The 20,357-nt window shown below is 71.1% G+C and carries 19 protein-coding genes and 1 tRNA gene; 4 read left to right on the top strand and 16 right to left on the bottom strand.

Translation table 11 applies throughout. The features are described from left to right. Positions 1-64: 64 nt before the first annotated feature. The 3 genes from rpoB to rplJ all read right to left on the bottom strand — a co-directional run bounded on the left by rpoB (position 65) and on the right by rplJ (position 5,100). The gene (gene rpoB, locus DV701_RS16850) at positions 65-3,541 is read right to left on the bottom strand and encodes a DNA-directed RNA polymerase subunit beta (protein ID WP_114930043.1); all 3,477 of its coding nucleotides are present in this window, start codon (positions 3,539-3,541) and stop codon (positions 65-67) included. Between the two features lie 473 nt (positions 3,542-4,014). Continuing rightward, a complete protein-coding gene (gene rplL / locus DV701_RS16845; protein ID WP_114930041.1) occupies positions 4,015-4,407 on the bottom strand; it encodes a 50S ribosomal protein L7/L12 in 393 nt (130 codons plus the stop codon). 75 nt (positions 4,408-4,482) lie between these two features. Then, positions 4,483-5,100: a 50S ribosomal protein L10 gene (gene rplJ / locus DV701_RS16840; protein ID WP_114930039.1), complete on the bottom strand. Its 618-nt coding sequence runs from the start codon at positions 5,098-5,100 to the stop codon at positions 4,483-4,485. Positions 5,101-5,431: 331 nt separating this feature from the next. Between rplJ and DV701_RS16835 the strand changes: the two genes are divergently transcribed. Together DV701_RS16835 and DV701_RS16830 are read left to right on the top strand one after the other, a co-directional pair. After that, the gene (locus DV701_RS16835) at positions 5,432-6,157 is read left to right on the top strand and encodes an esterase family protein (RefSeq protein ID WP_114930037.1); all 726 of its coding nucleotides are present in this window, start codon (positions 5,432-5,434) and stop codon (positions 6,155-6,157) included. Further along, positions 6,154-7,122 carry a P1 family peptidase gene (locus DV701_RS16830; protein ID WP_114930035.1) on the top strand — a complete coding sequence of 323 codons (969 nt, stop codon included), beginning with the start codon at positions 6,154-6,156 and terminating at the stop codon, positions 7,120-7,122. The genes DV701_RS16835 and DV701_RS16830 overlap by 4 nt, the downstream gene beginning before the upstream one ends. Before the next feature lie 102 nt (positions 7,123-7,224). Here DV701_RS16830 and DV701_RS16825 read toward each other — a convergent pair whose 3' ends face one another. From DV701_RS16825 to DV701_RS16795, 7 genes are all read right to left on the bottom strand, one after another. Continuing rightward, positions 7,225-7,431, bottom strand: coding sequence for a DUF6186 family protein (locus DV701_RS16825; protein ID WP_114930033.1), 207 nt, complete (start codon positions 7,429-7,431; stop codon positions 7,225-7,227). Next, positions 7,419-8,066, bottom strand: coding sequence for a hypothetical protein (locus DV701_RS16820; RefSeq protein ID WP_114930031.1), 648 nt, complete (start codon positions 8,064-8,066; stop codon positions 7,419-7,421). Before DV701_RS16820 ends, DV701_RS16825 begins: the two co-directional genes overlap by 13 nt. Before the next feature lie 86 nt (positions 8,067-8,152). Continuing rightward, positions 8,153-8,866 carry a 50S ribosomal protein L1 gene (gene rplA, locus DV701_RS16815; RefSeq protein WP_114930029.1) on the bottom strand — a complete coding sequence of 238 codons (714 nt, stop codon included), beginning with the start codon at positions 8,864-8,866 and terminating at the stop codon, positions 8,153-8,155. 166 nt (positions 8,867-9,032) lie between these two features. Then, complete coding sequence (gene rplK, locus DV701_RS16810) at positions 9,033-9,461, bottom strand: 50S ribosomal protein L11 (RefSeq protein ID WP_114930027.1); 429 nt, start codon at positions 9,459-9,461, stop codon at positions 9,033-9,035. 129 nt (positions 9,462-9,590) lie between these two features. Next, positions 9,591-10,412 carry a transcription termination/antitermination protein NusG gene (gene nusG / locus DV701_RS16805; protein ID WP_114930026.1) on the bottom strand — a complete coding sequence of 274 codons (822 nt, stop codon included), beginning with the start codon at positions 10,410-10,412 and terminating at the stop codon, positions 9,591-9,593. A 70-nt stretch (positions 10,413-10,482) separates the two neighbouring features. Then, positions 10,483-10,728: a preprotein translocase subunit SecE gene (gene secE / locus DV701_RS16800; RefSeq protein ID WP_324616600.1), complete on the bottom strand. Its 246-nt coding sequence runs from the start codon at positions 10,726-10,728 to the stop codon at positions 10,483-10,485. A gap of 67 nt (positions 10,729-10,795) precedes the next feature. Continuing rightward, positions 10,796-10,868: transfer RNA gene (locus DV701_RS16795), tRNA-Trp, on the bottom strand. Between the two features lie 100 nt (positions 10,869-10,968). Here DV701_RS16795 and DV701_RS16790 point away from each other — a divergent pair. Next, positions 10,969-12,201 carry a pyridoxal phosphate-dependent aminotransferase gene (locus DV701_RS16790; RefSeq protein WP_114930022.1) on the top strand — a complete coding sequence of 411 codons (1,233 nt, stop codon included), beginning with the start codon at positions 10,969-10,971 and terminating at the stop codon, positions 12,199-12,201. 177 nt (positions 12,202-12,378) lie between these two features. On the opposite strand, the gene argG is transcribed toward DV701_RS16790, so the two are convergent. Beyond that, the gene (gene argG, locus DV701_RS16785; RefSeq protein ID WP_114930021.1) at positions 12,379-13,833 is read right to left on the bottom strand and encodes an argininosuccinate synthase; all 1,455 of its coding nucleotides are present in this window, start codon (positions 13,831-13,833) and stop codon (positions 12,379-12,381) included. 388 nt (positions 13,834-14,221) lie between these two features. Between argG and DV701_RS16780 the strand changes: the two genes are divergently transcribed. Further along, positions 14,222-14,722 (top strand): hypothetical protein, encoded by a 501-nt coding sequence (locus DV701_RS16780; RefSeq protein WP_114930018.1) that lies wholly within the window; start codon positions 14,222-14,224, stop codon positions 14,720-14,722. A gap of 81 nt (positions 14,723-14,803) precedes the next feature. On the opposite strand, the gene DV701_RS16775 is transcribed toward DV701_RS16780, so the two are convergent. The 5 genes from DV701_RS16775 to DV701_RS16755 all read right to left on the bottom strand — a co-directional run bounded on the left by DV701_RS16775 (position 14,804) and on the right by DV701_RS16755 (position 20,245). After that, entirely contained in the window at positions 14,804-15,460 is a 657-nt protein-coding gene (locus DV701_RS16775) for a hypothetical protein (protein WP_162803108.1), read from the bottom strand. Further along, the gene (locus DV701_RS16770) at positions 15,457-16,557 is read right to left on the bottom strand and encodes an ABC transporter permease (RefSeq protein WP_114930014.1); all 1,101 of its coding nucleotides are present in this window, start codon (positions 16,555-16,557) and stop codon (positions 15,457-15,459) included. The genes DV701_RS16775 and DV701_RS16770 overlap by 4 nt, the downstream gene beginning before the upstream one ends. Then, positions 16,554-17,219 (bottom strand): ABC transporter ATP-binding protein, encoded by a 666-nt coding sequence (locus DV701_RS16765; protein ID WP_114930012.1) that lies wholly within the window; start codon positions 17,217-17,219, stop codon positions 16,554-16,556. Before DV701_RS16765 ends, DV701_RS16770 begins: the two co-directional genes overlap by 4 nt. 3 nt (positions 17,220-17,222) lie before the next feature. Beyond that, complete coding sequence (locus tag DV701_RS16760; RefSeq protein ID WP_114930010.1) at positions 17,223-18,374, bottom strand: peptidoglycan-binding domain-containing protein; 1,152 nt, start codon at positions 18,372-18,374, stop codon at positions 17,223-17,225. A 503-nt stretch (positions 18,375-18,877) separates the two neighbouring features. After that, a complete protein-coding gene (locus tag DV701_RS16755; RefSeq protein WP_114928255.1) occupies positions 18,878-20,245 on the bottom strand; it encodes an IS1380 family transposase in 1,368 nt (455 codons plus the stop codon). Positions 20,246-20,357: the final 112 nt, after the last annotated feature.

Below are 20,357 nucleotides of genomic sequence, written 5' to 3'. Positions count from 1 at the left end.
GGCGGTCGGGCTCCGCCCGGCGACCTGACGTCTGCCGGAGGCAGGCGCTGCGCGCCCCTCCCGATCAGACCTCTTCGACAGAGCTCGGCTCGCGGCGGCTCAGGTCGATCCCGAGCTCCTCCGCGGCCCGGAAGACCTCGGTGTCGGACTCGCGCAGGTCGATCTGCGTGCCGTCGGAGGACAGGACCTCCACGTTCAGGCACAGCGACTGCATCTCCTTGATGAGCACCTTGAAGGACTCCGGGATCCCCGGCTCGGGGATGTTGTCGCCCTTCACGATCGACTCGTAGACCTTCACGCGGCCGGTCACGTCGTCGGACTTGATCGTCAGCAGCTCCTGCAGCGCGTAGGCCGCGCCGTAGGCCTCGAGCGCCCAGACCTCCATCTCACCGAAGCGCTGGCCGCCGAACTGCGCCTTGCCGCCCAGCGGCTGCTGGGTGATCATCGAGTAGGGGCCGGTGCTGCGGGCGTGGATCTTGTCGTCCACGAGGTGGTGCAGCTTGAGGATGTACATGTAGCCGACCGAGATCTCGTCCGGGAAGGGCTCGCCGGAGCGGCCGTCGAACAGCTTGGCCTTGCCGCGGTTGTCGATGAGGCGCACACCGTCGCGGGTGGGCGTCGTCGAGTCGAGCAGTCCGCCGATCTCCTCCTCACGGGCACCGTCGAAGACAGGGCTGGCCACCCGGGTGAAGGGGGTCGCCTCGCGGGCGTCTGCCGGGATGAGCCGCGCCCAGTCCGGCTCGCCCTCGATCTTCCAGCCCTGTGCCGCGGCCCAGCCGAGGTGCAGCTCGAGGATCTGGCCGATGTTCATCCGGCCGGGCACGCCCAGCGGGTTGAGCACGACGTCGACCGGGGTGCCGTCCTGGAGGAAGGGCATGTCCTCGACCGGGAGGATCTTGGAGATGACGCCCTTGTTGCCGTGGCGGCCGGCGAGCTTGTCGCCGTCGGTGATCTTGCGCTTGTTGGCCACGTAGACGCGCACCAGCTGGTTGACGCCCGGGGGCAGCTCGTCGCCGTCCTCGCGGTCGAACACCTTGACGCCGATGACCGTGCCGGTCTCGCCGTGCGGCACCTTCATCGAGGTGTCGCGCACCTCGCGCGCCTTCTCGCCGAAGATCGCGCGCAGCAGGCGCTCCTCCGGGGTCAGCTCGGTCTCACCCTTGGGCGTGACCTTGCCGACGAGCAGGTCGCCGTCGCGGACCTCGGCACCGATGCGGATGATGCCGCGCTCGTCGAGGTCGGCCAGGACCTCGTCGGAGACGTTCGGGATGTCCCGCGTGATCTCCTCCGGGCCCAGCTTGGTGTCGCGGGCGTCGATCTCGTGCTCCTCGATGTGGATCGAGGACAGGACGTCGTCCTGCACGATCCGCTGGGAGAGGATGATCGCGTCCTCGTAGTTGTAACCCTCCCACGGCATGAACGCCACGAGCAGGTTGCGCCCCAGCGCCATCTCGCCACCGTCGGTCGCGGGGCCGTCGGCGATGAGCTGGCCGGCCTCGACCCTGTCCCCCGCGTCGACCCGGACCTGCTGGTTGTAGCAGTTGCCCTGGTTGGAGCGGGTGAACTTGCCGATCTTGTAGGACGTGTAGGTCCCGTCGTCGTTGGCCACGGTGACCAGGTCGGCGGAGACCTCCTGGACGGCGCCCGGCTTGACGGCGCGCACGACGTCCCCGGAGTCCAGGGCGGCGCGGTGCTCCATACCCGTGCCGACCAGCGGGGCCTCGGCCCGCACCAGCGGCACGGCCTGGCGCTGCATGTTGGCGCCCATGAGCGCACGGTTGGCGTCGTCGTGCTCGAGGAAGGGGATCATCGCGGTCGCGGCGGAGACCATCTGTCGCGCCGAGACGTCCATGTACTCCACCTCGGCGGCAGGCACGTCGACGGCCTCGCCGGTGCCCTTGGCCCGGACCAGCACGCGCTCGTCGGCGAAGGTGCCGTCCTCGTTGAGCTCGGCGTTGGCCTGGGCGATGACGAAGCGGTCCTCCTCGTCGGCAGAGAGGTAGTCGACCACGTCGGTGACCGTGCCGTCGTGGACCCTGCGGTAGGGCGTCTCGACGAACCCGAACGGGTTGATCCGGCCGTAGGAGGCCAGCGAGCCGATCAGTCCGATGTTGGGCCCCTCGGGGGTCTCGATCGGGCACATGCGGCCGTAGTGCGAGGGGTGGACGTCGAGGACCTCCATGCCGGCGCGGTCGCGGGACAGACCGCCCGGGCCCAGCGCGGACAGACGACGCTTGTGCGTCAGCCCCGAGAGCGGGTTGTTCTGGTCCATGAACTGGCTCAGCTGGCTGGTGCCGAAGAACTCCTTGATGGAGGCGACGACCGGCCGGATGTTGATCAGGGTCTGCGGCGTGATCGCCTCGACGTCCTGGGTGGTCATCCGCTCGCGGACGACGCGCTCCATCCGCGACAGGCCCGTGCGGACCTGGTTCTGGATGAGCTCGCCGACGCTGCGCAGGCGACGGTTGCCGAAGTGGTCGATGTCGTCGACCTCGACCGGGATGTCGCCGACCGGCATGTCGATCGTCGAGTCGCCGGCGTGCAGCGCGACGATGTAGCGGATCGTGGCGACGATGTCGTCGATACCGAGGACGGACTCCTCCAGCGGTGCCTGCAGCCCCAGCTTCTTGTTGATCTTGTAGCGACCGACCTTGGCCAGGTCGTAGCGCTTGGGGTTGAAGTAGAGGTTGTCCAGCAGGGTCTGGGCGGCCTCCTTGGTCGGCGGCTCGCCCGGACGCAGCTTGCGGTAGATGTCGAGCAGCGCCTCGTCCTGGTCGGCCGTGTGGTCCTTCTCCAGGGTGGCCCGGATCGACTCGTAGTCGCCGAACTGCTCGAGGATCTCGGCCTCGGACAGGCCCAGGGCCTTGAGCAGGACGGTCACGCTCTGCTTGCGCTTGCGGTCGACGCGCACGCCGACCTGGTCGCGCTTGTCGATCTCGAACTCCAGCCAGGCGCCGCGGCTCGGGATGATCTTGGCCGAGAAGATGTCCTTGTCGGAGGTCTTGTCGAGGCTGCGCTCGAAGTAGACCCCCGGGGAACGGACCAGCTGGGAGACGACGACACGTTCGGTGCCGTTGACGATGAACGTGCCGCGCGGCGTCATGAGCGGGAAGTCGCCCATGAAGACCGTCTGGCTCTTGATCTCACCGGTGGAGTTGTTGATGAACTCCGCGGTCACGAAGAGCGGCGCGGAGTAGGTCATGTCCTTCTCCTGGCACTCCTCGATGGAGTACTTCTGCTCCTCGAACCGGTGGTCGCGGAAGCTCAGCGACATGGAGCCGGAGAAGTCCTCGATCGGGGAGATCTCCTCGAAGATCTCCTCCAGACCGGAGGTGCCGGGCATGTCTGTGCGACCCTCGGCCTCGGCGGCGGCGACACGCGCCTGCCATGCCTCGTTGCCGAGGAGCCAGTCGAAGCTCTCCGTCTGGAGGGCGAGCAGATCAGGGACCTCGAGGGGCTCCCTGATCTTTGCAAAGCTCAGACGGCCGGAAGCCGTACGAGCGGTGGACACAGTCTTCTTCGCAGTGCGCGAGGCAGCCAAGGATTGGTCCTTCCACGGGCCTGTTGGGCGGCTAGTTCGTGCGACCACCAGTCCCTGCGGGCGCAGCGCGACGCACGTGCACGTCGGCCGGCGGGAGCGACGTGGTCAGCAGCGGTGAGCGGTGAGCAGGAGAAGGGCAGCGCAAAGAGACAGCATACACATCTCGCGCCCCCAAGTCCAACTCGCGTGACTATGCGTCCCGCGGACCTTCTGCGACGGCCCCGCACGGGCTGCCCAGCCCGTGGTCCTGGCCACCGCCGCCCGTGGGAACGGCTGTGTTCGTACGTACTCTGCGCCCTCATCCCACCCGGCGTCAAGCCCGGGCCTGGCGTGTCGCCGTGGCGGTACGGTCCGCGGGCGCGCCGACCGGTCACGCGCGGGCGGCAACGACGACGGGCGGGGCCGCACCGTGCGGTGCGACCCCGCCCGTGGCGGGAGCGTCCCGGACCGGTCGAGACCGGTCCGGGACGGGCTCACTTGAGGGTGACGGTGGCGCCGGCGCCCTCGAGCTGCTCCTTGGCCTTGTTGGCGGCCTCCTTGTCGACCTTCTCCAGGACGGGCTTGGGAGCGCCGTCCACGAGGTCCTTGGCCTCCTTCAGGCCGAGGGAGGTCAGGGCGCGGACCTCCTTGATGACCTGGATCTTCTTGTCGCCCGCGGCCTCCAGGACGACGTCGAACTCGTCCTGCTCCTCGACCGCGGCGGCGTCGCCGCCGCCGGCGGCCGGCGCACCGGCGGCCGCGACGGCGACCGGGGCGGCGGCGGTGACCTCGAAGGTGTCCTCGAAGGCCTTGACGAACTCGGACAGCTCGATCAGGGTCATCTCCTTGAACTGGTCAAGGAGCTCCTCGGTGCTCAGCTTCGCCATGATGGCGTCCTTTCTACTTCTTGCCGTGAGTGGCGTGGTGGAAATGTCCTGACCTTGGGGCGGGTGCCCGGCCGGTCAGTTGTCGTCGCCACCCTCGGCGACGTCGGTGGTGGCCTCGGCGGCAGCCTCGGCCGGGGCGGCGTCGGCAGGTGCCTCGGCCGCGGGGTCGGAACCGCCCTGCTCCTCGACCTTCGCGCGCAGCGCGTCGACGACCCTGGCGGTCTGCGACAGCGGAGCGGCGAAGAGGTAGACAGCCTTGCTCAGGTTCGCCTTCATGGCGCCGGCGAGCTTGGCCAGCAGGACCTCGCGGGACTCGAGGTCCGCGAGCGTGGTGATCTCCTCGGGGGTCAGTGACTTGCCGTCGAGGATCCCCGTCTTGATGACCAGGGCCGGGTTGGCCTTGGCGAAGTCACGCAGGCCCTTGGCCGCCTCGACCGGGTCACCGGAGACGAAGGCGATGGCCGTGGGACCCACCAGGTGCTCGTCGAGGCCCTCGATACCGGCCTCGGCAGCTGCCCGCTTGGTCAGCGTGTTCTTCACCACGGCGTAGGTCGCGTGCTCTCGGACCGAGGTGCGCAGCTCGGTGAGCTGGCTCACCGTCAGGCCGCGGTAATCGGTCAGCACGGCCGCACCGGAGCTGCGGAACTTCTCCGCCAGCTCGGCGATGGCTGCTGCCTTCTGGGGCGTCGCCATAGTGGCCTCCTTCGTCACGTGGTGCCGGCTACCCCCGGGTCCCCGACGACGAAGAGCCCCGGCGCAGGCGCGCGGGGCTCGTAGGTCTGCGGGTCGATGTCCTGACAAGGACGTCGGGCCGCGCAGCGGCTCGCATCTCACCTGCGCTGGTCGCCCTCCTCGAGGGAACCTTCGGCCGGTGTGTCCTGGTGCTTCTCGCACCCGGGCACGCCGACGACCGGCGGTCATGGGTATGCCGAAAGGTTACGGCATACCTGCTCCGCCTCCCAAATCCGCCGGCCGCGGGCCGGACAGGTGGCGGGAGGGGGCCCTCATCAGGTAGGACTGGCGCATGAAGACCGTCGAGCGCTGGAGCTCCCCGCGCATGGGACAGGACATCACGCTGGTGCGGTGGGGGCACGGCGGCGTCCCTGTCCTGTGGCTGCCCACGGCCGGCGGCGACGCCGAGGAGGTGGAGCGGCACAAGATGGTCGGCGTGCTCGGCGACGCGATCCGGGCGGGCTCGATGCGGCTGTACTCCTGCGACAGCGTGGCCGGCGAGGCGATGATGAAGGGGTGGGGCGACGTCGGCTACCGGTGCTGGCTGCTCAACCAGTTCCACCAGGCCGTGGCGCACGAGGTGGTCCCCGCGATGCAGGCGGACAGCGGCCACGCACTGGTCACTGTCGCCGGCTCCTCGATCGGGGCGTTCAACGCGGTGGCGCTGCTGTCCCGCTTCCCCCACCTCTTCCGGGCCGCGGTCGCGATGAGCGGGACCTACGACATCGAGCGCTTCATCGGCGGCAGCACCGACGACCTCTACTTCTCCACGGCGATGAGGTTCCTGCCCGGCCTGGAGGGCCCCGCCCTGGAGCTGCTGCGCCAGCGCTTCGTGCTGCTCGCCTCGGGCACCGGCGCGTGGGAGGACGTGAACGAGTCCTGGCGGATGGCCGACGTGCTCGGCTCGCGGGGCGTGCCCAACCGCGTGGACGACTGGGGTCCGGCCTACGAGCACGAGTGGCCGACCTGGTGGGCGATGCTGCCGCAGTACCTCCACGAGCTGCTCGGGGTCGGATGACGCCGACCGGCATCACGGACGTCGCGGGCGTGCGTGTCGGGCACGTGACGCTGTCCGGGCCGGGGGTGCGCACCGGCGTCACCTGCCTGCTGCCCCGCCCCGACGACCTGCTCGCCCGGCCGGTGACCGCGGCGGCGCACGTGGTCAACGGCTACGGCAAGCCGCTGGGCCTGGCCCAGCTCACCGAGCTCGGCGAGCTGGAGACGCCGGTGATCCTGACCAGCACCCTGTCCGTCGGCGCTGCCCACGAGGGCGTGGTGCGCCACCTGCTCGGACGCCACCCCGACCTCGGCCGCCCAGGCACGGTCAACCCCGTGGTGCTGGAGTGCAACGACGGCCGGCTCAACGACCTGCGCGCCCTCGCCGTCCGGCCCGACCATGTCGAGCAGGCGCTGGCGACGGCCCGGGTGCAGCCCGAGGGTCACCGGGTGCAGGAGGGCGCGGTCGGCGCGGGCCACGGCATGGTGGCGTTCGGCTGGAAGGGCGGGATCGGCACCGCCGCCGCGGTCGTCGACGACGGCACCTGGCACGGCACGCTCGGCGCGCTGGTGCTCACCAACATGGGGCGCCCCGAAGACCTGCGGGTGGGCGGCCGGGCCGTCGGCGGGTGGCCCGCCGACGCCCCTCCCCTGCCGCCGGACCTGACGGACACGGTCGCCGGGTCCGTGGTGGTGCTGCTGGCCACCGACGCCCCGCTGGACGCGCGGCAGCTGGGCCGGCTCGCGCGCCGCGCCCAGAACGGCCTGGCCCGCACCGGCGTCCCGACCGACCACGGGTCCGGCGAGTTCGTGCTCGCGCTCAGCACCGCCCCGCCCCGGGTCCGGCGCGACGACCGCTGGCTGCGACCGTGGTTCGCGGCAGTGGCCGACGTCGTGGAGGAGGCGGTCCTGCGCTCGCTGCGCGCAGCGGTGACCACGACCGGGCGCGACGGCGTCACCGCATACCGGTGCCCGGCGGAGGTCTGAGGGGGCTGCCCCGACCGGCTCCACCGTGACACGCCGGTACGCCCACGTACCGCCGTGGCACGGCATTTCTGCACGGGGGTTCGCGGCGCCGCGGTATCCCGCTCAGGCCAGCGTCGCCCCCGCGAGGAAGTGCCACCCCAGCCACCACCAGAACACCACGAGGACCACCCGGGCCGCGGGCTCGCCCATCATCCGGTCGGCGAGCACCGACGGACGCTCGAGGAGGTCGGGGCGCACGCGCGGCAGGACGAGGAGCGCGGCCACGAGCAGCGCGACGGCGCTGTAGGCGGCGACCGTCACGAGCCGCACGGCTCACCCTCCCAGCTCCCGCGCCGCAGCAGCCCCACGCCGGCCGCCAACCAGGCGACGACGTAGAGCGCGTGCCAACCCGGGTCGTCCAACCACGGGTCGAGCAGGTCCGAGATCGAGGGCATCGTGCTGCCGTCGGTGATGCCGATGTCTCCCAGCACGAACGAGGACGCCTCCACCACACCGGCGACCACGATCACACCTGCCCACAGGACAGCGGCCCGTCGCGTCCTCACCCGTGCGGTCGGCTCGGCCGGGGCGTCCCACTCCTGCCTGCCACCCGCCCCGTCGCCGACGAGCGCGAGGGCCGTCACCGCCACCCCGAGGACGGCGAGCACCACGACCGAGGCCGTCCCGTGGCGGGGCACGAGCACCAGCACCCCACCGACGACCACCGCCGCCGCCACCAGGACCGCGATCCGCGGACGGGACCGCAGCGCACGGTGCAGGTGCAGCGGACGCAGCCCGCCGGGCAGCACCGCGTCGAGGAGGACGAGGACCAGGGCGGTGGCGAAGACGATGACGTCCACCGGCTGGCGGCGCACCACCTGGAACAGCGTGGTGACGGCCAGCACCCCGGCCCAGGGCGCGGCGCGGACCAGCCCTGCCGTCCGGCCTGTGCCCAGACCCACCATCTGCGCATCGTACGCCGACGCCCCCGACGACTCGGGTCGTCGGGGGCGTCGGGTTGCCGGGGGACCGGCGAGGTGCGCTCAGAGCCTCACTCGGAGGCGGCCTCCAGCACGGTGCTCACGCGCGATGGGTCGAGCGGGATGCCCGGGCCCATCGTGGTGGCCATCGTGGCCTTGGTGACGTAGCGGCCCTTGGAGGCGGCCGGCTTGAGCCGCAGCACCTCGTCGATCGCCGCGCTGTAGTTCTCCACCAGCGCCTTCTCCTCGAAGGAGGCCTTGCCGATGATGAAGTGCAGGTTGCTGTGCTTGTCGACGCGGAACTCGATCTTGCCGCCCTTGATGTCGGTGACGGCCTTGGCGGTGTCCATCGTCACGGTGCCGGTCTTCGGGTTCGGCATGAGGCCCCGGGGACCGAGGACCTTGCCGAGCCGGCCGACCTTGCCCATCAGGTCCGGGGTGGCCACGACCGCGTCGAAGTCGGTCCAGCCGCCACCGATCCGCTCGATCAGGTCGTCCGAGCCGACCCAGTCGGCGCCGGCCTCGCGGGCGGCCTCCGCCCTGTCACCGTTGGCCAGCACGACGACGCGTGCGGTCTTGCCGGTGCCGTTGGGCAGGTTGACGGTGCCGCGCACCAGCTGGTCGGCCTTGCGCGGGTCGACACCCAGCCGCAGGGCGACCTCGACGGTCGAGTCGTACTTGGTGGAGGCGGTCTCCCGGGCCAGGCGCACGGCCTCGACCGGGGTGTAGAGCTTGCCGTCCTCGATCTTCTCCGCGGCGGCGCGGTATGCCTTGCTGCGCTTCATGTTCAACTCCTTGGGGTGGTGGTGGAGCTGTGGTCGGACGGGCCGGCGCAGGCCCTGCCACAGGTGGGGTGTGCCGGGGGCACGCGGAATGCGCGCGTCCCGGCCACCCCGGCCGGGTGGGCCGTCCGCCCGGTCGGGCGGACGGCATACCCGGACGATCTGGTGCTCAGCCGGTGGTGATGCCCATCGAGCGGGCGGTGCCCGCGATGATGCGCTTGGCCATGTCGACGTCGTTGGCGTTGAGGTCGGCCATCTTCATCTCGGCGATCTCGGTGAGCTGCGCGTCGGTGAGCTTGGCGACCTTGGTCTTGTGCGGCTCGCCGGAGCCCTTGGTCACGCCCGCCGCCTTCTTGATCAGCTCGGCGGCCGGCGGGGTCTTGGTGACGAAGGTGAACGAGCGGTCCTCGTAGACCGTGATCTCGACCGGGATGACGTTGCCGCGCTGGGACTCGGTCGCGGCGTTGTACGCCTTGACGAACTCCATGATGTTCACGCCGTGCTGACCGAGCGCGGGGCCGACGGGCGGGGCGGGCGTCGCGGCGCCGGCCTGGATCTGCAGCTTGATGAAGCCTGCGACCTTCTTCTTGGGGGGCATGGTGCCTCTTCTCTGTTGTGGGCCTACGCCGTGGGCGATGACCCGGTTGCACCCGTCGGTCCGGTGGGGCCGGCGGGGTCTGGGGCGGAGCCCCAGGGGGTGCACGGGGGGGCGGCGCCCCCCTGCGGATCAGATCTTGGCGACCTGGTTGAACGACAGCTCGACCGGGGTCTCGCGGCCGAAGATCGAGACCAGGACCTTGAGCTTGCTGCTCTCGGGGATGATCTCGGAGATGGTGGCGGGCAGGGTCTCGAACGGGCCCTCCATGACGGTGACCGACTCGCCGACCTCGAAGTCGACCTCGGGCTGGGTGGAGGTGGCCGCCCCGTCGCCGCCCGCGCCCTTCGCGGCGGGTGCCGCGGCCGTCTCGAAGACGGGGGCGAGCATGCTGACGACCTCGTCGATCGACAGCGGCACCGGCTGGTGGGCGTTGCCGACGAAACCGGTCACGCCCGGGGTGTGGCGCACCGCGCCCCAGGACTCGTCGGTCAGATCCATGCGGACCAGCACGTAGCCCGGCATCCGCACGCGGCGCACCAGCTTGCGCTGGCCGTTCTTGATCTCGCTGACCTCCTCCATCGGGACCTCCACCTCGAAGATGTGGTCCTCCATGTTGAGGCTGGTGATGCGGGTCTCCAGGTTCAGCTTGACGCGGTTCTCGTAACCGGCGTAGGAGTGGACGACGTACCAGTCGCCGTACTTCCCGCGCAGGACATCCTTGAACTCCTCGAGCGGGTCGACCGTCGGCTCGTCCTCGGCGCCCACCTCGTCGGTCGCGGCGGGCGGCGCCACCTCGTCGGTCGCGGCGGCCGGCGCCACCTCGTCGGTCGCGTCGTCAGCCGCGTCGGGCTCGACCTGCGGGGCGGCCTCCTCGGCCGCCTCCGGGGACAGGTCCTCCACGGAGGGGTCGCCGCCGTCGAGGCGGTCGTCGTTCTCGGGAGTCTCGGACATGCCCTACTTCCTGCTAGATCTGGTTCGACCGGCGCGCTCGCGCCGCGGTGGTGCTCCTCGGCCCGGGGGTTCAGGACCCGAAGACGAGGCCCATCACCCACCGGAAGAGCTGGTCGGCGCCGAACACGAAGGCCATGATCGCGGCGACGAAGACGAGCACCACGATCGTGTAGGTGATCAGCTCCTGCCGGGTCGGTTGGACGACCTTGCGCAGCTCGGCCAGCACCTGCTCGACGAAGTTCGCCGGGCGGGCAGGCTGCCCGGAGCCGTGCTGGCTGCGGGCGACACCTTCGGTGTCGTGGGCCGGGTTCGCCACGGGGTACCTTCCTCGAGCTGGTCTGTGGTCGCGACCGGAGCGCCAGGTCGGCGCACGGTCGTTCACGCAGGGCATGAGGGACTCGAACCCCCAACCGCTGGTTTTGGAGACCAGTGCTCTACCAATTGAGCTAATGCCCTTCACCGGATGATCGCTGGCCGGACTGCGTTGGGGGCAGGCTGGCGCGCGGTGCGAACACCCGAGGAGGCAGTCTACGTGAGCCTCGACGCAGGTGCAAAGATGGACCGCGTGAGCGAGCAGACCCAGACCCCCGCCTCCCGCATCTCCCGCCGCATCGGCTCGATCGCCGAGTCCGCGACCCTGGCCGTCGACGCCAGGGCCAAGGCCCTCAAGGCCGAGGGACGCCCCGTCATCGGCTTCGGCGCCGGCGAGCCGGACTTTCCGACGCCCGACTACATCGTCGACGTGGCCGCCGCCGCCACGCACGACCCGGTCAACCACCGCTACTCCCCCGCGGGCGGCCTGCCCGCTCTCAAGGCCGCGATCGTCGCCAAGACCCGGCGCGACTCGGGGTATGCCGTGGAGCCGGCCCAGGTGCTCGTCACCAACGGCGGCAAGCAGGCGGTCTACAACACCTTCGCCACGCTGCTCGACCCGGGCGATGAGGTCATCCTGCCCACGCCTTACTGGACGACCTACCCGGAGGCGATCCGGCTGGCCGGCGGCGTGCCGGTGGAGGTGTTCGCAGGCGCGGACGCCGCATACCTCGTGAGCGTGGACCAGCTGGAGGCCGCCAGGACCGAGAAGACCAAGGTGCTGCTGTTCTGCTCCCCCTCCAACCCGACCGGCGCGGTCTACCCGCCCGAGCAGGTGGAGGCCATCGGACGCTGGGCCCTGGAGCACGGCATCTGGGTGGTCACCGACGAGATCTACGAGCACCTGCTCTACGACGGGGCGCAGGCGCCCTCGATGCCGGTGGTCGTGCCCGAGCTGGCCGACACCTGCGTGGTGCTCAACGGGGTGGCCAAGACCTACGCGATGACCGGCTGGCGGGTCGGCTGGATGATCGGTCCGAAGGATGTCATCAAGGCCGCGACCAACCTGCAGAGCCACGCCACCTCCAACGTCGCCAACGTCTCGCAGCGGGCGGCGGTCGCGGCCCTCGAGGGGCCGCTGGACGCCGTGGACCAGATGCGCGCCGCGTTCGACCGGCGCCGCAAGCTCATCGTCGAGATGCTCAACGGGATCGAGGGCGTGCACTGCCCGGTGCCGCAGGGGGCGTTCTACGCCTACCCCTCGGTCGAGGGTGTCCTCGGCAAGGAGATCCGCGGCCAGCGGCCCCGGACCTCGGCCGAGCTGGCCGCGCTCATCCTCGACGAGGTCGAGGTGGCCGTCGTGCCCGGCGAGGCGTTCGGGCCGAGCGGCTACCTGCGGCTGTCCTACGCGCTGGGCGACGAGGACATCCAGGAGGGCGTCGGCCGGATCCAGAAGCTCCTGGGCGAGGCTCGCTGAAGGCCCCGGGACCTCCCGCAGAACGAAGAGCGTCCCGCAGAACAGCGTCCCGTGGAAGTGCTGCGTGCTGCAGCACTTCTGCGGGACGCTCTTCCACGGGGCGCAGCCCCACGGGCACCCGGCACGCGGCCTGTCCCCTGAAGCAGTCCGCGCGCCCGGTCGTCCGTGGCAAGCCCGTCAGTCGGTGCCGAACTCCATGGCCGCCCAGTCCAGGGCCTCCTCGTCGTCCTCGGTCGGGCCGACGCCGCCGGCGATCCGCTCGGCGCCGCCCTCCTCGAGCGCACCGACCAGCTTGGTCGTCGCCATGCCCAGGGCCGAGACGCCTGCGGAGTCGCCGTTGCCGAGCAGGCCCATCGCGACGTACTGCTCCAGCCGGGCGCGGGAGTCGGCGATGTCCAGGTTGCGCATGGTCAGCTGCCCGATCCGGTCCGTGGGACCGAAGGCGGCGTTGGCGACACGCTCCATCGACAGCTTGTCGGGGTGGTAGGAGAACCCGTCGCCGGCGGTCGACACGACCGAGTAGTCCTCGCCGCGCCGCAGCCGCAGGGTGACCGAGCCGGTGACCGCCGAGGACACCCAGCGCTGCAGCGACTCGCGGATCATCAGCGCCTGCGGGTCGAGCCAGCGACCTTCGTACATGAGGCGGCCCAGCGCCCGCCCCTGCTCGTGGTAGGAGGCGATCGTGTCCTCGTTGTGGACCGCGTTGACCAGCCGCTCGTAGACGATGTGCAGCAGGGCCATGCCGGGCGCCTCGTAGATCCCGCGGGACTTGGCCTCGATGATGCGGTTCTCGATCTGGTCGGACATGCCCAGGCCGTGCCGGCCGCCGATCTCGTTGGCCTTCATCACCAGCGCGACGGGGTCGGCGCCGAAGTCGTCACCGTCGATCGCGACCGGCCGACCGGCCCGGAAGGTGACGGTGACGTCCTCGGGCTCGATCTGCACCGAGGGGTCCCAGAACTTGACGCCCATGATCGGCTCGACGATCTCCATACCCGTGTCCAGGTGCTCCAGGGCCTTGGCCTCGTGGGTGGCGCCCCAGATGTTGGCATCGGTGGAGTAGGCCTTCTCCTTGCTCGCGCGGTAGGGCAGGTCGCGCTCGGTGAGCCACTGGCTCATCTCGTCGCGCCCGCCGAGCTCCTCGACGAAGGCCTCGTCGAGCCACGGCTTGTAGATGCGCAGCTGGGGGTTGGCGAGCAGGCCGTAGCGGTAGAAGCGCTCGATGTCGTTGCCCTTGTAGGTGGACCCGTCGCCCCAGATGTGGACGTCGTCGGCCTTCATCGCCTGGATGAGCATGGTGCCGGTGACGGCGCGGCCCAGCGGCGTGGTGTTGAAGTAGGTGCGGCCCCCGGACCGGATGTGGAAGGCGCCGCACGCGAGCGCGACCAGGCCCTCCTCGACGAGCGCCGGGCGGCAGTCGACCAGACGCGCGATCTGCGCGCCGTACTCCTGCGCGCGCCCGGGGACGCCGTCGATGTCGGGCTCGTCGTACTGACCGATGTGGGCCGTGTAGGTGCAGGGCACGGCGCCCTTCTCTCGCATCCACGCGACCGCCACCGAGGTGTCGAGACCGCCCGAGAAGGCGATCCCGACGCGTTCACCGACAGGGATGCTCGTCAAGACCTTGGACATGCGGACCAGTGTATGCGGTCATCTGCATAAATATTCAATCCGCTGGTCAGATGGGGTTGAGAGGGCCCCTCCTCGCGGTCCTGCCACTCCCGCACGAGGGCGATCAAGCCCAGGTCCGGCCGGAGGTCCAGGACCGTGACGACGGCTCACGGCTCCAGCAAGGATCTCGACGCTCTCACCGGAACGTACGCGGGCACTTCAGCTGAGTCTCGTCGAGCCCTTGACCCCCCTCATTCCTTTACGCTGCCTGCATCACGACGTGACCTCAGGGGCTCGCGCAGAGGGGCGCTGGCCCGAGGCATCGTCAGGGATGAGAAGGGAAGGGGCCATGAGCTCAGGACCGTCGGCTCAGAGAACTACTTCCTGGCCGAGGCACTCCGGTCGGCGGTTGCTCTGGCTGCTGGTGGCGCTGGGTGTGACGGCCTGTTCCCCGGCGAGCGACGATCCGCTGGCAACGGTCGACCGGCAGGCCGAGCAGGCCCTGGCCAGGGAGTTCTTCGCAGAGGTCGCCGACTGCATGACCGAGGACGGCTATCCGGCAGAGGTCATCGACGACGGGGACGGTGGGGTCGAGTTCGCTTCGCCTCCCGGCCAGGAGGCCGCGGCGGAGAGGGCCTACGCGTCCTGCGCCGAGGAGCACGGCGGCGAGCCCACGTCCGCGCCACTCACCGACGACGAGATCGCGGGGGTCTACGAAGAGCTGCTCCGGGTGCAGGAGTGCCTGGAGGTCGAGGGATACACCACCCCCGACCCGCCGAGCCTGCCGACCTTCGTCGAGCAGTACCGCAAGGCCGGACACGACCAGGAGATCGTGGCGTGGAGCCCCTACCCCGTCGCGGGCGGCATCGTGGACGTCGGGGCGCTGCAGGCCTGTCCAGGCGAGGAGTAGCACCTACCGCGCAGGTCTCCCCGCGCGTCATCGCTCAGTCGAAGGTTCGCCGGCCGCGGCTGTCCCTGCCCTGACGACGGCTCACTGCTCCAGCATCTCCAGCGGCATGTCCTGGGGGCACTGCTCCTCGACCTGCGTGAAGTCCTCGTCCTGGGCCTGCGACTGACGGAAGACCTCCTCGTTCGGGATCCACTGCGACCCTCCCGAGGCGAGGAAGGTCTCCAGCGTCGGCGGCTCGGAGATCTCGTAGCCCAGCGCCTCGACGCACGGCACGTAGGTCGTCGTGAGGTAGGTGTACCACCGCCTCAGGTGCTCCTCCGGCGACAGGCTGCGGTACCTCTCAGCCACCGGGTAGGACGCGTTGCAGATGTACCGGTCCAGGTCGAACGCCTCCTGCTGCTCCGGCGGGATGCCTTCGGTCACGATGCCGTCGCCGTCGAAGGTCGACGGCCAGCCGTGCTCGGCGTAGCACTCGGCGATGAGCCGCAGCCCGTCGTCGTCCTGCGCAATCTCCTGGACGATCTCGACGGGCGGCGGGTCCTCGATCCCGTGGATCTCGGCCAGCTCGGTGAGGTACTCCTCACGCGTCGCCGGCCCGTCCCACTCCCCGGGCGTCACGGCCGGGTCGCTCGGCGCGGCCGGCGGTTCTGTCCCGCTGCACCCGGTCACCAGCAGCGCCACCACGACCGTCAGGTATGCCGTGCGCCTCGCCACGTCCCGTGCGCCTGCGCCCCTCATGGGGTCCTGAGCACCCTGACGGGGTCGCGGGTGGCGGCGTAGAGGGCGGGCAGGACGGCGGCGACGACCGCGGCGAGCAGGGCCAGGACGGCGGTGCCGGTGGTGAAGTCCCAGGGCGGGACGGCGCCGAGGCGGCCGGTGATCGCCATACCCGCGGCGACACCGACCGCCGCACCGAGCAGGGCGGGGATGAGGGTGCGCAGGACGACGAGGGCGACGATGGTGGCACGGGTGGCGCCCAGCGCGCGGCGCCGGCCGAGGTCGGCGCGGCGCACGAGGACGTCGGCCAGGGTCACGATCGCCACCAGCAGCGCCCCGGCACCGAGCACGCCGAGCAGCAGGGTGCGCCCGAAACTGGCCAGGTCACCGGTCACCTGCTCCTGCAGCTGCGCCAGCGACACCGGCGAGGTGATCGTCACCGAGTCCGGGGCCGGGGGGTCGATGAGCCGCAGCACCTGCGCCTGAGCGACCTGGGCGACGTCGGCCTCGGTGAGCACGACGTGCACCGCATCGAGGGCCCGGCCCTCCGGCGCGACGTAGAGCACCCCGGAGGCGTAGTCGCCGAACGGGTCCCTCGGCTCGAAGCTCCCGACGACCGACCAGTCGTCGACCACCGTGGTGGAGGCCTGCGCGACCCACCCGACCGGGTCGTCCAGCCCCAGCCGGGTCATCGCCTCTTCGGTGACGACCGCCTCCCCCGGACCCGGCCAACGACCGGCGGTCAGCGTCGCGACCGCGGACAGGTCGCCGTGCACGCCCCACGCCGGCACCCGGGTCGCGCCCTGCCCGACGACCCCGTTGACCACGTCCACCGGGATCAGCGTGCCGACCGCCCGCTCGGAGGTCGACAGGCCCGCGACCTGGTCCACGACCGTCGCCGAGATCAGGTCGTCCCCGCGCGCGTCGGCCACCACCAGCACCCGCGACCCGGCCGAGTCCAGCCGCTCCAGCAGCTGCGCCTCGGCCGCCGCCGTGCGCCCCACCGTCGCGATCGTCGCCGCGCACATCGTCGCCACCAGCAGAAGCACCAGGCTCGAGGGCACCTTCGCCGCCCACGCCGTCGCCAGCGCCTCCCGCCAGAACAGCCACGGCCTCACAGCGCCAGCACCTCGTCGGCGTGCTCGAGCACGAAGGGGTCGTGCGTGGCCACCACCACCGTGCGCGGTATGCCGTCACCCTCGCCGTGGGTGCCGTGGCCGCCCGCCGCCGCGGACAGCGCCCGGAGCACGCCCTCGGCGTTGTCGCGGTCCAGGTTGCCGGTCGGCTCGTCGGCCAGCACCACGACCGGGTCGGTCACCAGCGCCCGGCACACCGCGACCCGCTGCGCCTGCCCGCCGGACACCTCGCCGGGCCGGTGGTCCGCCCGGGCACCGACGCCCATCTGCTCCAGCAGCACCCGGCCCCGCTCCCGCGCCCGGCCCAGCCGCCACCCGGCATAAAGGGCCGGCTCGACCACCGAGTCGAGCACGGTGCGGGTCGGGTCCAGCGCCGAGTCCTGGAAGACGAAGCCGATCCGGTGCGCCCGCACCCGGGAGCGCAGCGCGTCGGGCGCCGAGGACACCTCCTGCCCGGACAGCAGCACGTGCCCGCGGGTCGGCGTGAGCATCAGGCCCAGCACGTACAGCAGCGTCGACTTGCCCCGCCCCGACGGACCCGTCACCGCCGTCACCGCACCCGGGACGAACTCGTGGCACAGCCCGCCGAAGAGCTCCTCCCCGCCGCGCTCGTAGGCGAAGCTCAGGTCCTCCACCGCCAGCACGGCTCATCCCTCCTGGGTCGAGGCGGAGTCGTCTCCCTGCCCGGGCTCCGGCTCCGGCTGGGCCGGGGCGGGTTGCACCCCCTGGGTGCCGCCGAGGACCTGGACCCTGGTGCCGGGCTCGACCCCGTCGACCACGGCCACGCCCTGCCCGGACCCGCGCACGCCCACCTCGACCTCCCCGTCCTCGGTCACCAGGTATGCGGTGCCGTCGGGCCTCGTGCGCACCGCCGCCGCGGGCACCGTCGTGCCCTCCACCCTCGGCACGATCACCACGTCCGAGCGCAACGTCACCTGCGCGTCGTTGGGCAGCACCCCGCACTCCTCCCCGCACACCTCGCCGCCGCCGGGGGCGGTGAGGGTGAACGTGGTCGACCCGAACTCGTCCAGCTCCGACCCCGCGATCACCGCGGTCCACCTGTGGTCCTCGAACGTGATCTCCACGCTCGCCTCCGCCGGGATCAGCCGCGCCTGCTCCTGCGTCACCACCAGCACGAACTCGCGCTCACCCGTCGGCGCCAGGACCGAGTCCTCACCGCCGCCCAGGCTCCTGCCCACCACGATGCCCTCGCCGAGCTGCACCACCGCCGGCAGGTCACTGACCGCGACCAGCTCACCCAGGGCCACGACACCCGTCTGTTCCAGGCCCTGGTCCTTCTGCCACGCCTTGACCGCACGCTCCGTGTTCCACCCGAAGTCACCGTCCGGCTCCCCGCCCAGGTGACCCTCCTCGATCAGCAGCCGTTGCAAGGGCCTGACGTCCTCGCCCTTCACTCCCCGGGCCAGGTCCCGCCAGAACGGCGCGTCCGCCTCCACCACCCGCACCGGCGTCTCCCCCACCACATACACCACGTCGCCCTCGGCGACCTCCCCCGTCGAGACGCTCGTCACCACCCCGGGCAGGGCGTTCTGCGCCACCGGCACCGCCGGCTGCCGCAACGTCGTCGACAACGGCAACGACCGCCCCACCGACCCGCTGCTCGCCTCCGCCCACACCACCTCCGCAGCAGCCTGCTCCCCCGACGCCTCAGGCACCTGCGAGGTCAACGTCGCCCTCGAGGCCCACCACCCCGCACCGGCAGCAGCAGCCACCAGCAGCAGCACCAGCACCACACCCAGCACCCTGCGCGCCGGTGAGACCTTCACGGCGTCAGCCACGCCCCAGACCTCTCGTCGTCGAACGTCAGCAGGCTACAACACGCGGGCCGTGGCCGACGCCGAGTTTCGTCTGGCCACTGATCCGGCTCAGCCCTGATGACGATCCGGCCGCTCAATCTTGCTCACCGATCTAGATCGGCTCTCCTGAGTCGAAGCTTTGGTGAGTGTGCTGGTCAGGCCGCTCCGACGGGGGTGAGGGTGACGTCGTAGCCGAGGTCGCGGAGCTGGCGCAGGGCGCGGTTGTTGGCACGTTCGGGGTGTTGGCGGGTGTATCAGGCACCGCGTGCCCAGACACCTCGTCCTAGACGCCACCGCCACCATGACCACCTTCACGGTAGAATGGCGCGTTGTCTCAACCTCGATCCGCCGAGCGGGTTTTGTGAACGTCGTCCGGAATGTCGGAGAGCGGCCTGAGAGGTGGATCCGGGTTCGGGGCAGGGGGAATTCGCCGGTCTGCCCGGCTTTTCCACGTGGGTCGTTCCTCGAAGGGGCAGAAAGCGGGGTCAGGAGGGGGCGTAGGCGGCGTCGAAGAGGCCTTGCCAGGCGTCCTGCCAGGGCCAGTTCGTGGGCAGGTGCAGGTGGAGTCGCCTGGCGCGGTTGGCGATGCGGGCGGGGATCTTGATCAGCTCCTCCCGGATCGTCGCCGGGCGGGCTCGGGCGTGCGCGACCGAGGCCAGGACGCCGGCGGCGCGGGTCAGGTTGAACGCGATCGCGGCCAGCACCGTCCACGCACCGTTGGCGCAGAAGGACCCGCTGGGGGCGTGGGCGAGCGGACCGGACTTCAGATCCGCGATGACCTGCTCGACGATCGCGTGATCGCGGTGGCAGGCCTCCGCGGCCAGCATCGACAGGGGTGAGTCGGTGAACACGGCGTGGTAGCGGTAGGTGGCGAACAGCTCGTCCTGCCCTGCCTTGACCGCCTTGGGGTTGAGGCGTTTGACCCGGCGCACGATCAGCCGGGCGGTGACGTGCTCGGCCTTCTTCCGGGAGGTGAACGCGGTGTACTCGACCTCGGCCACCTGCGCATCGGAGATCCACCGTTGCTCTTGTTCGTCCCAGATCGCGTCGGTGTACTTGATGTCCACCCACGCCTGCTCGGGGATGCGGGAGATCGCGGCGGTCACGGCCGGGTCCATCCGGGCGGTCAGGGAGAACCGCGCGCCGGCCCGGCGGGCCGCGGCGACGACGTCGTGGTTGTAGTAGGCGGAGTCCGCCCGCACGGTCAGTGCGCCGGTGGCACCCGCCCGGCGGGCGGTGGCTACGGCGTCGGCGATCAACCGGGCCGCGCCGTGCGCCGAGGAGCTGTTGCCCTTGCGCAGCCTCGTGGCTGCGAGCACCGGTGCCGTCGTGGGGGTGGACAGGGTCGCGACCTGCACGTTCAGGCCCTTGACGCCGGTGTAGCCATACCCGGTGCCCTGCTTGGCGTACCCGTGGGTGGCGCGGATCGTGTCGTCGACGTCCAGGTAGGCGACCGCCCGGGCGCCGGCCAGCAGGCCCGGGACGACGGCGGCCAGGTTCACCAGGACACGGGAGGCGACGGCGTCCAGCTGGCGGACGTGGCCGAAGGTGTAGGCGCGCAGGTGGGTACCCAGCGTGGTCGGGGCCCGGTGCCCGGCGAAGACCCGGCCCATCCCGCCGTGCCGCACCAGGTCCATGTCCTCGATGCTGTCGGCACCGGCGACCATGCCCGCGACCAGGGAGCCGATCTTGAGGTCGGCGTTGGCGCCGGCCGAGCCGGCCACGGTGACGTGCTCGGCGACCAGGTCGGGCAGCCCGGCCTTCTCGGCCAGGCCCATCACCGGGACCAGGCCCGCCGTGCCGATCAGGTTCGGGTCATCGAAAACGGCGGAGATGTTGTGGCAGACTCGCACTATCGGGTGCTCCTGTTACCTGGTCGATCGGAACTGTCGCAAGTCCCATCGTCCCAGGTCACAGGGGCATTCGTGCGTTACGACCCGGCTTGGTCACCAATCACATCGGCGG

This window comes from Ornithinimicrobium avium, from assembly GCF_003351765.1.
GTDB classification, from domain to species: domain Bacteria; phylum Actinomycetota; class Actinomycetes; order Actinomycetales; family Dermatophilaceae; genus Ornithinicoccus; species Ornithinicoccus avius.
This window is presented reverse-complemented; position numbering and strand designations above follow the sequence as displayed.